The following is a 12,546-nucleotide window of genomic DNA, read 5'->3' on the forward strand; positions in this document are numbered from 1 at the left end:
GTGAGCCCGCCGGCCGTCACCCGGAGACGGGAACCGCCTCGGGGAGGTCGGCCCCGACGAGGCGGATGAACGCGCTGAGCTGGGCGACGCCGTCGGGGCGGCGTGGCAGTGCGTCGAGCAGACCGGGCGAGTAGAGCAGGTAGGCCGCCCACTTCGCACGGGAGATCGCGACGTTGAGCCGGTTCTTCAGCAGCAGGAACTCGATTCCGCGCGGTGCTGCGCTCGCCGACGATGCGGCGAGCGACACGATCGCGACCGCGGCCTCCTGACCCTGGAACTTGTCGACCGTTCCGACGGGCACCTCGGTGAATCCGGCGCGGTCGAGCGCTTCGCGCACCGTGGTGAGCTGCGCGTTGTACGGTGTCACGACGATGAGGTCGCCCTGCCCGAGGGGCCGGCCGGCCGCGCGGACGGGTCGGCCCGGGGTGTCACGGGCATCGGACCACTCGCGCCCGAGCAGCGACGCGACGAGCTCGACGACGATCTCGGCCTCTTCAGGCGACCAGGTGGTGTTGCCCTCGTGATCGACCGGGATCGGGCGGACGCCGGGTTCGATGCCCTCGAGGTGCCGCGCGGACGCGACGGGGTGAGAGCGGAGCTCGCCCTGGTAGGCGAGCCGCGACACGGGCGCAGCCACCGCCGGATGCATCCGACGACTCTCGGCCAGGAAGTAGCCGTACTCGGGCGGAAGGACCTCGTGGCCGTCGGCCACCCAGCCGAGCGCGGACGCGTCGACCGGCTCGGGGTGCAGGGCCTGGCTCACCTGCGGCAGCTGCTGCGGGTCGCCGAGCAGCAGCAGGTTGCGCGCGGCCACCGAGACGGCGATCGTCGACGCGAGCGAGAACTGCCCCGCCTCGTCGATGACGAGGAGGTCGAGCGAGCCGCGAGGGACGCGCTTCACGTTGCAGAAGTCCCACGCGGTGCCCCCGATGACGTAGCCCGACGGGCGCTCGGCCGTGAACTTCGAGAGGTCGTCCTTCTTGGCGAATGCGGTGAACACGCGTGAGTCGACGTCGGCCGGATCCTTGATGGCCTTGCCGACGAGCGCGGCATCGAGACCCGCGCCCACGACCGCCTCGAGCACGTGCTCGACGACCGAGTGGGACTGCGCGACGACGCCGATGCGCCACCCGTGGTCGGCGACGAGCCGCGCGATGACGTGCGATGCCACGTAGGTCTTGCCGGTGCCGGGCGGACCCTGCACGGCGAGGTACGAGTGCTCGAGCCGGCGCACCGACTCGACGACGGCATCGACGTAGTCGACGCCGAGCACGGGCGCGAGCCCGCCGGCGGCACGCGGCGGCAGGCGCCGCAGCACGTCCATGGCGGGGTTCGAGGGGAGCGCCGGCACGGTCGCGGGGATGGGGGCCGCCCACTCGGCGATCGCCGCCTTGAGGGCACGCGAGTCGGGCGGCCACCCGGGCGTCATCGCCATGGGCAGCGCCGTCCAGGTGGCGTCGGCGACGCCGACCTCCTCGACGAGCACGCCGGTGTCGGTGACCTCGAGGATCGTGCCGTTCGACCAGGCCCGCTGCCCGGGGCGCAGGGTGCTCGACGGGAACGGGGCGGGCCAGTCGTACAGCAGGAAGACGTTCGCACCGACGCCGAAGCGGGAGCCGGGGGCGATGCGCCCGCCCAGCCGTACCTCGCGACGAGGGTGCTGCCGCGTGCCCTCCTCGTACCACCGCTGCTCGACACGCGAGACCCCGGGGTCGACGACGAGTACGTCGCGGTGGTCCTCCCATGAGTCGACGGGCTGGTCGACGCGGAGGTAGTGGGACCACCAGAAGCTCTTCGCCTCGCGGTCGTGGTAGTCGATGGCCGCGGCCGACAGCGCGAGTGCGAGCTCGTCGGGCGTGCGCCCGTCTCCGGGGGCCGCCGGGCCGACCAGTTCGCGAAGCTGCATCGCGAGGGGTGTCGGCTCGTAGACCTTCGCCGCGCCCTCGGCGAGGTAGGCGGGCGGTACCGGCTGGACGCCCTCGCGTCGCGCGATCGCGAGCAGCCAGTCGCGCAGGCGCCGGGTGGACACGCAGTCGTAGCGGTTGTAGTCGGCGAGGTCGTCGAGGATGCGCTGAGCTTCGACGGATTCGGCGGCCCCGCCCGAATCGGCCAGCTGGCGCGCCCGGACGTACTCGGTGATCGAGTCGGCGCCGCTCTTCACGTCGGCCTCGCGCAGCTCGTCGCCCATGTAGAGCGGCTCGAGCTTCTTGATCGAGTAGGAGCGGCTGCCGACGCGCACCGACCGCTTCACGATGGGATACAGATCGACGAGCACCCCGTCGTGGAGGAGCTGGTCGACCTCGGCCTCGCCGACGCCGTGGCGCGCGGCGATCGTCGTGAGGTGCGTGCGCTCGTACGACGCGTAGTGGTAGATGTGCAGGTCGGGATGCACCTGGCGTCGCAGCTTCACGAGCTCGAGGAACTGCAGGAGCGCCTCGCGCTCCTCGGCGAACGAGTGCGCCCAGAGCGCCGTGTACTGCTCGTGCTCGTCGACCATGCCCCACAGGTAATCGAGGTTCCACGACGTGGCGTCGCCCTCGGTGTAGAGCGGATCGCCCTCGAAGTCGAAGAACAGGTCGCCGCGGCTCGGCTCGGGGATCGCGGCGAGGGCGGCCGCCTCGCGCACCTCGACCGGCGGCGCGAGCGGCGGGTCGTCGGCCCGGCGCTCGCCGGACGCTTCGGCGGCCCGCGCGGCGGCCTCGGCGATGAGCTGCAGGCGCGCCTGCGCGCGGAGGTTGTCGACGGTCGAGTCGATGAGGTGCGGGACGGGACCGCTCGAGGCCGCGAGCTCGTCGATCGTGGTGATGCCGGCCTCGGCGAGCGGCTCGCGCTGCGTCACGCGGAGGCTGCCGACGAGCAGCACGTCGCGATTGGCCTGCACCTCGAGCTCGCACGTGGGGCACCGGCCGTCGTGCGTGTAGCGGGGGTCGCCCCAGGCGACCGGCCCGTCGGCGGCGACGCGCTCGTCGACGAGCTGTCGCAGCCGTGCGACGCGCTGCACGTAGACGGGTGTGATGTCATCGCGGCGGTGCTCGCTGCTCGTGCCGTCGCCGAGCAGCAGCTCGACCACGTCGTCGCTCGCGATGCCGATGCGGTCGAGCTGCGAGGCATAGGCGGCGAGCTGGAGCAGCGCGGTCACACGGGCGTGCCGCGCGAGCTTCGAGTCTTGAACCCGGTAGCGCCCGTCGGGCCGGCGGACGATGAAGTCGGCGAAGCCGATGAACCCCTCGTCGGCGAACGTCGCCTGGTACACGACGGGAACGCCCGCCTCGAGCGCGGCACGGGTCGCCTCGACTGCGGCGGCGACCGCCTCGGTGTCGCGCACGTTGGGCTGGGGGATCTCGACGACGCCGGCGCCGAACTGGTCGCGGTAGCGCGCGAGCACGCGCCGCTCGTGCTCGTCGCCCAGCCGCCCTGCGCGCTCGAGCATCGCGTCGGAGACCGGCTCGAACAGCGTGTCGCGGCCGAGCTTGACATCGAGCTCGCGCAGGAACGCGAACTCGCAGTCGGACGCCTTCTTGAGGTCGCTCGCGCTCGTGACGACGGAACCGCCTACCAGGTACATCGGGCTCCCTCCGCCGTCATCGAGACCACGGTAGCCGCGCCATCCGACATCGCCGGCTCAGCGCGTCAGCACGACCTTGCCGATGCTGCGCCCGGATGCCACGAGGGCGTGCGCCTCGCGAAGGCCCGCCGCGTCGATCCCCGCGGTCTCGCGCGTCAGCGTCGTGCGCAGTCGCCCGGACTCGAACAGGGCTGCGGCCTCGTCGAGCAGTTCGTGCTGGCGGATCATGTCGGGCGTCTCGAACACGCCCCGCGTGAACATCGACTCCCAGAGCAGCGCGATGCTCTTCGACTTCAGCACGACCGGGTCCATGTCGGGGTCCTCGTCGATCGCGACGACCTGCCCGAACGGCCGCAGCAGGTCGGCGTACACCGGCAGCCGGCCCACGGTCGACGGGGTGAACACGTGGTCGATGCCGTCGGGCGCGATCGCCCGGACGGCCGCGGCGAGGTCGCCGTGGTGGTCGACGACGTGCTGCGCCCCCATGTCGCGGACCCACTCCTGCGACTCGGGCCGCGACGCCGTGCCGATCACGGTCACGCCGGTCAGCGTCGTCGCGAGCTGGATCAGGATCGACCCGACGCCGCCGGCCGCCGCGACGGCGAGCAGCGTGCCCTCGCTCTCGGCCGTGAGCCGGAGCCGGTCGAACAGCGACTCCCACGCGGTGATGGTCGTGAGCGGCATCGCCGCGGCATCCGCCATCGAGAGGTTCGCCGGCTTGCGGCCGACGAGGCGCTCGTCGACCGCGTGGTACTCCGCGTTCGTGCCCGGCCGGTTGATCACGCCGGCGTGGAAGACCTCGTCGCCCGGCGCGAAGAGCGTGACCTCGGGCCCGACGGCGACGACCGTGCCGGCCGCGTCGTAGCCGAGCACCACCGGCGGCGCGTCGGCCGCTCGCCGTCCGCGCGTCTTGAGGTCGACCGGGTTCACCGATACCGCGGCGACCTCGACGAGCACGTCGCGCGGTCGCAGCTCGGGCAGCGGCAGCTCGACGTCGGCGAAGGCGCGTTCGTCGTCGAGGGAGACGGATCCGGTCGCGGCGACCGCGTGCATGGTGTTCGGGAGCCTCGTCATGGTGTCCCCAACCGTCTCACGACACGCGTTGTTCCGGCGCATCGGGCGGCGTAGCGTGACGCGCATGGTCGAGTGGGATGAGGTGCGCGAGCTCGCGCTGGCCATGCCCGAGGCGACCGAGGCGGTGAGCCGGGGGCTGCCGCACTGGCGCGTGCGCGACCGCGGATTCGTGTGGGAGCGGCCCCTGCGGAAGACCGACCTCGCGTTCCTGGGCCTCGACGACCAGCCGTGGCCCGTGCTCGGCGCGCGCGTCGAGGACGAGGCCGTGAAGCTCGCGCTCGCCGAGATGGATCCGTCCGTCTTCTTCACGACGCCGCACTTCGACGGGTTCCCGGCGATCCTCGTGCGGCTCGACACCGTCTCGCGTCGCCGCCTCGAGGAGGTGGTCGCCGACGCCTGGCTCGCGGTCGCCCCGAAGCGGCTCGCCGACCAGTGGTACGCGCAGCAGGGCGACTGAGACTACGGATGCCGCGGCTCAGCCAGGCGCGGACGCGAGCGCGCCGCGCGGCATCCCGAGCATGCCCTCGACCGCGTGCCCGATGCGCGAGCCGCGGTCTGCGGCGTCCTCCCAGCGCACGAGTGCGTGCGCGTTCAGGCCGTCGATCATGCCGAGCAGCTGCCAGGCGACGGATGCCGCGTCATCCGTCTCGAACTCGCCGGACGCGACGCCCGACTCGATGATGCCCTGCACGAAGCCGCGCCAGTCGTCCATCTCGGTGCGGACGGCCTCGGCGAGCGGCTCGTTGCGCCGGCCGAGCGCCCACGCCTCGACCCAGACGACGGTCACGTCGTCGCGCGTGCCGTCGAGCAGCGTCTCGAGCAGGTGCGCGAGGCGTTCGCGCGGGCTCGGCAGGGCGGCGACGTGCTCGCGCACCTCGGCGAGCTCGGTTCCCACGACGGTGGCGAAGGTGCTCCCCACCAGGACGTCCATGTTCGGCTGGTAGTGGGCGACGAGGGCGGGCGCGACGCCGACGCGCGTCGCGACGGCACGCAACGTCACGGCGGCGAGGCCGTGCTCGAGCGCGATCAGCCGCGCGGCATCCGCGATCTCGGCCGAGCGTTCGGCGGGGCTCTTGCGCGACGCCCGCGTGCGGGTGGGTGTTGACATGGTGCGGCCATTCTATGTAGCCTCGTGCACTATTGATCGCATGATCAATAACAGTTCTTCGGCGAATGACGAGGTTTCCGACCATGACCACCACCCACGTTCCTGACGCGGCCGCCGAGCCGCGACCGCACGGCGCATCCGCGAGCGCGCGAGTCGTCCCGTCCGATCGCGTCGGCCACATCGAGACGCACGGCATCGAGACCGTCCCCCATGCCGACCGCCACGGCCGCCCGTCCAGCCTGTTCTGGGTGTGGACGTCGGCGAACGTCGTCTACCTCTATTTCGTGCTCGGCGGCGGGCTCGTGCTGCTCGGCCTCTCGATCTGGGAGGCGCTCGCCGTCACCGTGATCGGCAACCTCTGGTGGGCGGTCGTCGGATGGCTCGCGATCAGCGGTCCCGCCGCCGGCGCACCGAGCGTCACGATCATGCGCGCGATGTTCGGCGTGCGCGGCAACACCGTGTTCGGCGCCGGCCTCGGCGTCGCCATCGGCCTGTTCTACGAGATCATCAACATCGCCGTGGCGACGCTCGCGGCGAACGCCATGCTCGCGCTGCTCGGCGTCGACCTCGGCCCCGCCGGCGGATGGATCGTGCTCGTCGTGATCGCCGCGGTCAGCTTCGTCTTCGGCGTGTACGGGCACGCGACGATCCTCGCGCTCTCCCCGTACTTCTCGGCCGCGCTCGCGATCGCGTTCGTCGTGCTCGCGTTCTCCGTGCTCGGCGCCGCCGACTTCTCGTATCAGGCGGCGCCGCTGCCCGACGGGGAGCGGTGGGCCATGCTGCTGCTCGGCTACGCGATCATCGCGTCCGGCCCGCTGTCGTGGGGCACCGGGGCCGACTACGCCCGGTACCTGCCGGCGGATGTCTCGAAGGCGCGCGTCGCGTGGTGGACCGCGCTCGGCGGCTTCCTCCCGGCCGTGCTCATCGGCTCGCTCGGCGTGATCGCCGCGACCGCGATCGACATGACCGACCCCCAGCTGACGATCGGCGAGATCGTGCCCGCGTGGTTCACGCCGATCTTCCTCGCGATCGTCGTGCTCGGCAGCGTCACCAACAACGTGCTCGTCGCCTACTCGACCGGCTTCTACGCGCAGGGCCTCGGCGTGCGGATCTCGCGCGCGGGCACCGTCGTCATCACGGGCATCCTCGCGACTTTGGCCGCGGGCTGGTTCGTGTACGTCGCGCCGAGCTTCCTCGACACGCTCAACGCGTCGCTCGAGCTCAGCGTCACGGTGCTCGGGCCGCTCGTCGCGATCTACGCGGTCGACATCGCGCTGCGACGCAACCGCTACGACGCGCGCTCGCTCGCCGACCTGCGACCCGGGGCGCCGTTCTGGTACACGCGCGGATGGTTCGTGCCCGGCACGATCGCGATGGTCGCCGCCACCACGGTCTCCGTGCTCATGGCCAACACCACGCTCTACGTCGGCCCCGTCGCCGCGGCGCTCGGCGGTGCCGACCTCTCGGCGATCGTCGGACCCGTGCTCGCCGGCGCGCTGTACGCGGTGCTGTGGTTGACGACGAACCCGTACCGCGACCGGAGGAAGCGGCCCGCTGCGGCATCCATCGCCCCGACCGCCCCGACCGCCGCGACCGCCCCGGCCGCACCCGCTGCCATCATCGACACGGATGCCGCGGCATCCGCCCGCACCCAGGAGGAACCCGTATGAGCTGGCGCATGCCCGCCGAGACCGCACCGCACGAGCGCACCTGGATGGCGTTCCCGCGCGAGGGGATCACGCTCGGCTCGGAGGCGTCCGAGCGCGAGGAGGGCTACGCGGCGTGGACCGCGGTCGCCCACGCGGTCGCCGAGTTCGAGCCGGTCACGATGGTCGTCGACCCGACCGAGACGGCGCGCGCTCGCCGCATGCTCGGTTCCGACTCCGGGATCGAGATCGTCGCGGCGCCGCTCGACGAGTTCTGGATGCGCGACTTCGGCCCGACCTTCGTGGTCGACGACGAGCGGCCCGGCGTGCTCGGTGCGGTCGACTGGATCTTCAACGGCTGGGGTGCGCCCGAGTGGGCCGAGTGGACGGTCTCGGCCGAGATCGCGCGATTCGCCGCAGCGCACGTGGGCGCCGAGCTCGTGAGCTCGGTGCTCGTGAACGAGGGCGGCGGCATCCACGTCGACGGCGAGGGCACGGTGCTCCTGACCGAGACGGTGCAGCTCGACCCGCGCCGCAACCCGTACGCCGACCGCGCGCGCGTCGAGGCCGAGCTCGCGCGCACGATCGGCGCGCCGCACGCGATCTGGCTGCCGCGCGGGCTCACCCGCGACTACGACGACTTCGGCACGAACGGACACGTCGACATCGTCGCGACCATCCCGTCGCCCGGCCGTCTGCTGCTGCACCACCAAGCCGATGCCGCGCATCCCGACTTCGTGGTCACGCGCGAGCTCCGCTCGCTGCTCGAGGGGCAGGCGGATGCCGCGGGCCGTCGCTTCGAGATCATCGACCTGCCCGCCCCGACGACCCTGCGCGACGACGAGGGCTTCGTCGACTGGAGCTACGTGAACCACCTCGTCGTGAACGACGGCGTCGTCGCGTGCGGCTTCGGCGAGCCCGAGGCCGACGCGCGCGCGGCGGCGATCCTGGCCGACGCGTATCCCGGTCGGCGGGTCGTGACCGTCGACGCGCGCCCGATCTTCGCGCGCGGCGGCGGCATCCACTGCATCACGCAGCAGCAGCCCGCGCTCGCCGCGGCGGCCGCGGGAGGTGCACGATGAACACGCAGCCGCCCGCCGTCTCCGACCGCCCGCTCGCGGTTGGCAGGAGCGACGGCGATTCACAGGACCGGATCGAGGAGGAAGTTCTGCACATGCCCGGATCTCCTGCAGACCAGCCGCTCGACGTCGTCGAGGCGTCGATCGCCGACCTGCGCGCCGCGCTCGAGGCGGGACGGACGACCTCGGTCGAGCTCGTCGAGGCGTACCTCGCGCGAATCGACGCGTACGACGCGCCGGGCACCGAGACCGCGCTGAACGCGGTCGTCGTGCGCAATCCCGCGGCGCTCGACGAGGCGCGCGCGTCCGACGAGCGTCGCGCGCGCGGCGAGGTGCTCGGCCCACTCGACGGCATCCCGTACACCGCCAAGGACTCGTACCTCGTGCAGGGCCTGACCGCGGCGGCCGGAAGTCCCGCGTTCGAGCACCTCGTCGCCCAGCGCGACGCGTTCACGATCGAGCGCCTGCGCGCCGGCGGGGCGATCTGCCTGGGCCTCACGAACATGCCGCCCATGGCGAACGGCGGGATGCAGCGCGGCGTGTACGGCCGGGCCGAGAGCCCCTACAACGCCGAGTTCCTGACGGCCGCGTTCGGGTCGGGCTCGTCGAACGGGTCGGGCACGGCGACGGCCGCCTCATTCGCCGCGTTCGGCCTCGGCGAGGAGACCTGGTCGTCGGGCCGCGCGCCCGCGTCGAACAATGCGCTGTGCGCCTACACCCCGAGCCGCGGCGTCATCTCGGTGCGCGGCAACTGGCCGCTCGTGCCCACGATGGATGTCGTCGTGCCGCACGCGCGCACGATGGCCGACCTCCTCGAGGTGCTCGACGTGATCGTCGCCGACGACGCCGAGACCCGTGGCGACTTCTGGCGCGCCCAGCCGTGGATCGAGCTGCCCGCGGCATCCGCCGTTCGCCCCAGCTCCTACGGCGACCTGCTTCCCGGCTCGGCCGACGGCGGACGCACGGCGCTCGCGGGCGTGCGCATCGGCGTGCCGCGCATGTACGTGAACGCCGACCCGGAGGCGGGCACCACCGAGCCCGGCGGCGGTCCTGTCGGCATCGGCGGGCCCACCGGGCAGCGGATCGAGACGCGTGCGACGGTGATCGAGCTGTGGGAGTCGGCGCGCCGCGACCTCGAGGCGGCCGGCGCCGAGGTGGTGCTGGTCGACTTCCCGGTGGTGTCGAACTACGAGGGCGACCGACCGGGCGCACCGACCATCGCGACGCGCGGGCTCGTGAGTCCCGAGTGCCTGAAGCGCGAGATCGTCGACCTGTCGGCGTGGGCGTGGGAGGACTTCCTCGCGGCGAACGGCGACCCGGCGCTGCGGACGCTCGCCGACGTCGACGGTGCGCATATCTTCCCGCAGCCGGACGGGGCCCTGCCCGATCGGTACACGGGCCTCGACGACGACATCGCCGAGTACCCCGACTGGGTGCGCGCCCACCCGGATGCGACCTGGGACGACATGCCCGAACTCGAGGTGGGCCTGCGCGGTCTCGAGGAGACGCGCCGTCTCGATCTCGACCAGTGGATGGACGACCTCGGGCTCGACGCGGTCGTGTTCCCCGCCGTGGCCGACGTCGCCCCGGCCGACATGGACGTGAATCCGGCGTCCGCGGACCTCGGGTGGCGCAACGGCGTCTGGGTCGCGAACGGCAACCTCGTGCCGCGGCACCTCGGCATCCCCACGGTCACGGTGCCCATGGGCCTGCTGCGCGACATCCGGATGCCGGTGGGCCTCACGTTCGCGGGTCGTGCCTACGACGACACGGCCCTGCTGCGCCTCGCGGCAGCCTTCGAGTCGCTCGCTCCGCGCCGGGTCGCGCCGCCGCGCACGCCGCCCCTGCCCTGAGGAGGTTCACAGCGGTCGCGAGAGTTCGAGCGCCCGTCGGTGAGCCGGTGGGTCGAACAGCTCGAGCATCGTGGTCGAGATGACCTCGACAGGGGTTGCAAGGAGCGCGCTCGCGATCTGCTGCAGCGGCAGATGCGCGGCGCTTCCGTCGGCGGGGTCGGTCTGAGCGAGGAGGATGACCGCGACGTCGTGTCGATCGTTGACCGATTCATCGAGCAGCCGAATCGCTGTGGCGCGCCGTCGCGCGAACTCTCGGATCAGCTCGGTACGTCGTAGCCCGAGCCGTTCGAGCGGTGGGAGTGCGAGCAGCGTGCGGTCGCTCTCCGACGGTGGCCGGTCTCCGAGGTAGGCCGTCCTCTTCTCTGCGTACTCGGCGACGGCAGTCCGCACGACCGCCTTCTTGGTGGTGCGCAGGAAGAACGCCAGCTCGGAGACCGTTCGATCGGTCTCCGCATCCACCTTGATGGGCTTCTCCCGCATCCCAGCTCCCTCGGGCGTCGCGTCCGCGGGGACGCGGACGCTCGATATGGCGTGCGTCGCGGCCGATCCAGACGCAATCCATCTTCCGGACCCGGTACCGAAGTACCGAAGTACCGAAGTACCGAAGTACCGAAGTACCGAGGAGCGCGAGCCTGTGGCTGATCACCCCGTCCCGAGGGGGCAAAGCCTGTGGCTGAGACACCCGAGTACCGAAGTACCGAAGTACCGGGGATCGTGCGACAGGAACATGTTCCGACGGGCGGGTGCGCCCCGGCGCCCGTGGTCGCACCTCGAGCGGGAGATTCCGCAGGGCGGACGCTGGGGAGGACAGGTGGCCCACCGCGCCGGAGGAGAAGGGCGGCGCACGGGATTCGGCGAATGCGCGGAGGGACGCAAGACCCTGTCGGCTCCGGGATGAACATGCGACGGTGAGGGTGCGGTGCGGATGCCGCGGCATCCGCTCGACCGCACCCGACGCAGACCCACACCCGGAGGAGACGGCTCATGGCCCAGTACGACGTGGCGGACCGATCGGCGATCGTGACCGGAGCAGGCAGCGGCATCGGACGGGCCATCGCGCTGCTCCTGGCGGAGAACGGCGCGTCGGTCGTGGTGAACGACATGAACGGCGAGCACGCCGACGGCGTCGTCGACGAGATCCGGAAGGCCGGCGGGGTCGCCGAGGCATCCGTCGGCGACGTGACCGACCCCGAGTGGATCGAGGCGTCCGTCGCCGCCGCGAACGCGCTCGCCCCGCTGCGCATCGCCGTGAACAACGCCGGCATCGGCGGTCCGTCGGCGGTCGTCGGCGAGTACCCCGTGGACGGCTGGGACAAGGTGATCTCCGTCAACCTCAACTCGGTCTTCCTCGGCATGCGCGCCCAGCTGCCGGCCATCGTCGCCAACGGCGGGGGCTCCATCGTGAACGTCGCGTCGATCCTCGGCACCGTCGGGTTCGCGCAGTCGTCGGCGTACGTGACCGCGAAGCACGGACTCGTCGGGCTCACCAAGAACGCCGCGATCGAGTACGCGACCGAGGGCGTTCGCGTGAACGCGGTCGGACCGGGCTTCATCAAGACCCCGATGGTCGACGCCGCCCTCGACGAGGCCACCCAGGAGTTCCTCGCGATGAAGCACCCCGTCGGCCGCCTCGGCACGCCCGACGAGGTCGCCGCGCTCGTGGTGTTCCTCGCGAGCGACGCCGCGAGCTTCATCACGGGCAGCTACCACCTCGTGGACGGCGGCTACACTGCCGTGTGAGCCCGGCGCGCGAGCGCCGCCGCCCGCGTCAGGTCCCGGGCCACCAGGGCAGCGCGGGCAGGATCTGCTCGACGAGGACCGAGAACGCCTGCGTGACCGCGCCCATGACCCATCCGAGCAGGACGCCGACGGCCGTCACGATGAGGCCGATGGTCTGCTCCTGGCGCGTGCCGACGACCCGGCGGCCCTCCTTGTCCTTCTGCGAGTTGGTGAGCGTCAAGACGAGGTCGACGAGCCACCAGATGCCGAACCCGCCGAACGTCAGCAGCTTGAGGATGCCGGTCCCCACCTTGCCGAGGTAGAAGCGGTCGACGCCGATGAAGCCGAGCAGCCACGCGAACAGCCACGTCGCGATGAACGAGCGGCTCGAGATCGCGGCCTGCGATGCGCGGGCGACGTGCGGATTGGGTGCGGCGGGGTCGGGTGCGGCGGGCGGGTACGCGCTCATGGTCGCTCTCCTCGGTGACGGGCGTGCGTGCGT

At 72.1% G+C, this 12,546-nt stretch carries 10 protein-coding genes; 5 read left to right on the forward strand and 5 right to left on the reverse strand.

Features of this window, described 5'->3' with window-relative positions:
* Positions 1 to 16 precede the first annotated feature (16 nt).
* Positions 17 to 3,565 carry a TM0106 family RecB-like putative nuclease gene (locus tag BLT99_RS16710; protein ID WP_092674979.1) on the reverse strand — a complete coding sequence of 1,183 codons (3,549 nt, stop codon included), beginning with the start codon at positions 3,563 to 3,565 and terminating at the stop codon, positions 17 to 19.
* A 57-nt stretch (positions 3,566 to 3,622) separates the two neighbouring features.
* Entirely contained in the window at positions 3,623 to 4,639 is a 1,017-nt protein-coding gene (locus BLT99_RS16715; RefSeq protein ID WP_166670899.1) for a zinc-binding alcohol dehydrogenase family protein, read from the reverse strand.
* Positions 4,640 to 4,703: 64 nt separating this feature from the next.
* Here BLT99_RS16715 and BLT99_RS16720 point away from each other — a divergent pair, with 64 nt between their 5' ends.
* A complete protein-coding gene (locus BLT99_RS16720; RefSeq protein WP_092674986.1) occupies positions 4,704 to 5,096 on the forward strand; it encodes an MmcQ/YjbR family DNA-binding protein in 393 nt (130 codons plus the stop codon).
* An 18-nt stretch (positions 5,097 to 5,114) separates the two neighbouring features.
* Here the strand turns inward: BLT99_RS16720 and BLT99_RS16725 are convergent, their stop codons facing one another.
* Positions 5,115 to 5,747: a TetR/AcrR family transcriptional regulator gene (locus BLT99_RS16725; protein WP_092674989.1), complete on the reverse strand. Its 633-nt coding sequence runs from the start codon at positions 5,745 to 5,747 to the stop codon at positions 5,115 to 5,117.
* A gap of 83 nt (positions 5,748 to 5,830) precedes the next feature.
* On the opposite strand from BLT99_RS16725, the gene BLT99_RS16730 reads away from it, so the two are divergent.
* The 3 genes from BLT99_RS16730 to BLT99_RS16740 all read left to right on the forward strand — a co-directional run bounded on the left by BLT99_RS16730 (position 5,831) and on the right by BLT99_RS16740 (position 10,325).
* Positions 5,831 to 7,417, forward strand: a complete 1,587-nt coding sequence (locus BLT99_RS16730) for a purine-cytosine permease family protein (RefSeq protein WP_157675022.1) — start codon at positions 5,831 to 5,833, stop codon at positions 7,415 to 7,417.
* Positions 7,414 to 8,475: an agmatine deiminase family protein gene (locus tag BLT99_RS16735; RefSeq protein WP_092674995.1), complete on the forward strand. Its 1,062-nt coding sequence runs from the start codon at positions 7,414 to 7,416 to the stop codon at positions 8,473 to 8,475. Before BLT99_RS16730 ends, BLT99_RS16735 begins: the two co-directional genes overlap by 4 nt.
* Positions 8,476 to 8,567: 92 nt before the next feature.
* Complete coding sequence (locus BLT99_RS16740; RefSeq protein WP_092674998.1) at positions 8,568 to 10,325, forward strand: amidase; 1,758 nt, start codon at positions 8,568 to 8,570, stop codon at positions 10,323 to 10,325.
* Positions 10,326 to 10,331: 6 nt separating this feature from the next.
* On the opposite strand, the gene BLT99_RS16745 is transcribed toward BLT99_RS16740, so the two are convergent.
* The gene (locus BLT99_RS16745; RefSeq protein ID WP_092675001.1) at positions 10,332 to 10,805 is read right to left on the reverse strand and encodes a hypothetical protein; all 474 of its coding nucleotides are present in this window, start codon (positions 10,803 to 10,805) and stop codon (positions 10,332 to 10,334) included.
* Positions 10,806 to 11,309: 504 nt separating this feature from the next.
* Here BLT99_RS16745 and BLT99_RS16750 point away from each other — a divergent pair.
* Positions 11,310 to 12,065: an SDR family NAD(P)-dependent oxidoreductase gene (locus BLT99_RS16750; RefSeq protein ID WP_092675005.1), complete on the forward strand. Its 756-nt coding sequence runs from the start codon at positions 11,310 to 11,312 to the stop codon at positions 12,063 to 12,065.
* A 28-nt stretch (positions 12,066 to 12,093) separates the two neighbouring features.
* Here BLT99_RS16750 and BLT99_RS16755 read toward each other — a convergent pair whose 3' ends face one another.
* On the reverse strand, positions 12,094 to 12,513 hold the full coding sequence (locus BLT99_RS16755; protein ID WP_092675008.1) for a TM2 domain-containing protein: 420 nt from the start codon (positions 12,511 to 12,513) through the stop codon (positions 12,094 to 12,096).
* Positions 12,514 to 12,546 lie beyond the last annotated feature (33 nt).

Source organism: Agromyces flavus (assembly GCF_900104685.1).
In the GTDB taxonomy this organism is placed as follows: Bacteria; Actinomycetota; Actinomycetes; order Actinomycetales; family Microbacteriaceae; genus Agromyces; species Agromyces flavus.

Bases quoted from the DNA above. Each gene is read 5' to 3' on its own strand.
- BLT99_RS16740 (WP_092674998.1), top strand. From the start codon at position 8,568: ATGCCCGGATCTCCTGCAGACCAGCCGCTCGACGTCGTCGAGGCGTCG.
- BLT99_RS16745 (WP_092675001.1), bottom strand. From the start codon at position 10,805: ATGCGGGAGAAGCCCATCAAGGTGGATGCGGAGACCGATCGAACGGTC.
- BLT99_RS16725 (WP_092674989.1), bottom strand. From the start codon at position 5,747: ATGTCAACACCCACCCGCACGCGGGCGTCGCGCAAGAGCCCCGCCGAA.
- BLT99_RS16715 (WP_166670899.1), bottom strand. From the start codon at position 4,639: ATGACGAGGCTCCCGAACACCATGCACGCGGTCGCCGCGACCGGATCC.
- BLT99_RS16720 (WP_092674986.1), top strand. From the start codon at position 4,704: ATGGTCGAGTGGGATGAGGTGCGCGAGCTCGCGCTGGCCATGCCCGAG.
- BLT99_RS16710 (WP_092674979.1), bottom strand. From the start codon at position 3,565: ATGTACCTGGTAGGCGGTTCCGTCGTCACGAGCGCGAGCGACCTCAAG.
- BLT99_RS16750 (WP_092675005.1), top strand. From the start codon at position 11,310: ATGGCCCAGTACGACGTGGCGGACCGATCGGCGATCGTGACCGGAGCA.
- BLT99_RS16730 (WP_157675022.1), top strand. From the start codon at position 5,831: ATGACCACCACCCACGTTCCTGACGCGGCCGCCGAGCCGCGACCGCAC.
- BLT99_RS16735 (WP_092674995.1), top strand. From the start codon at position 7,414: ATGAGCTGGCGCATGCCCGCCGAGACCGCACCGCACGAGCGCACCTGG.
- BLT99_RS16755 (WP_092675008.1), bottom strand. From the start codon at position 12,513: ATGAGCGCGTACCCGCCCGCCGCACCCGACCCCGCCGCACCCAATCCG.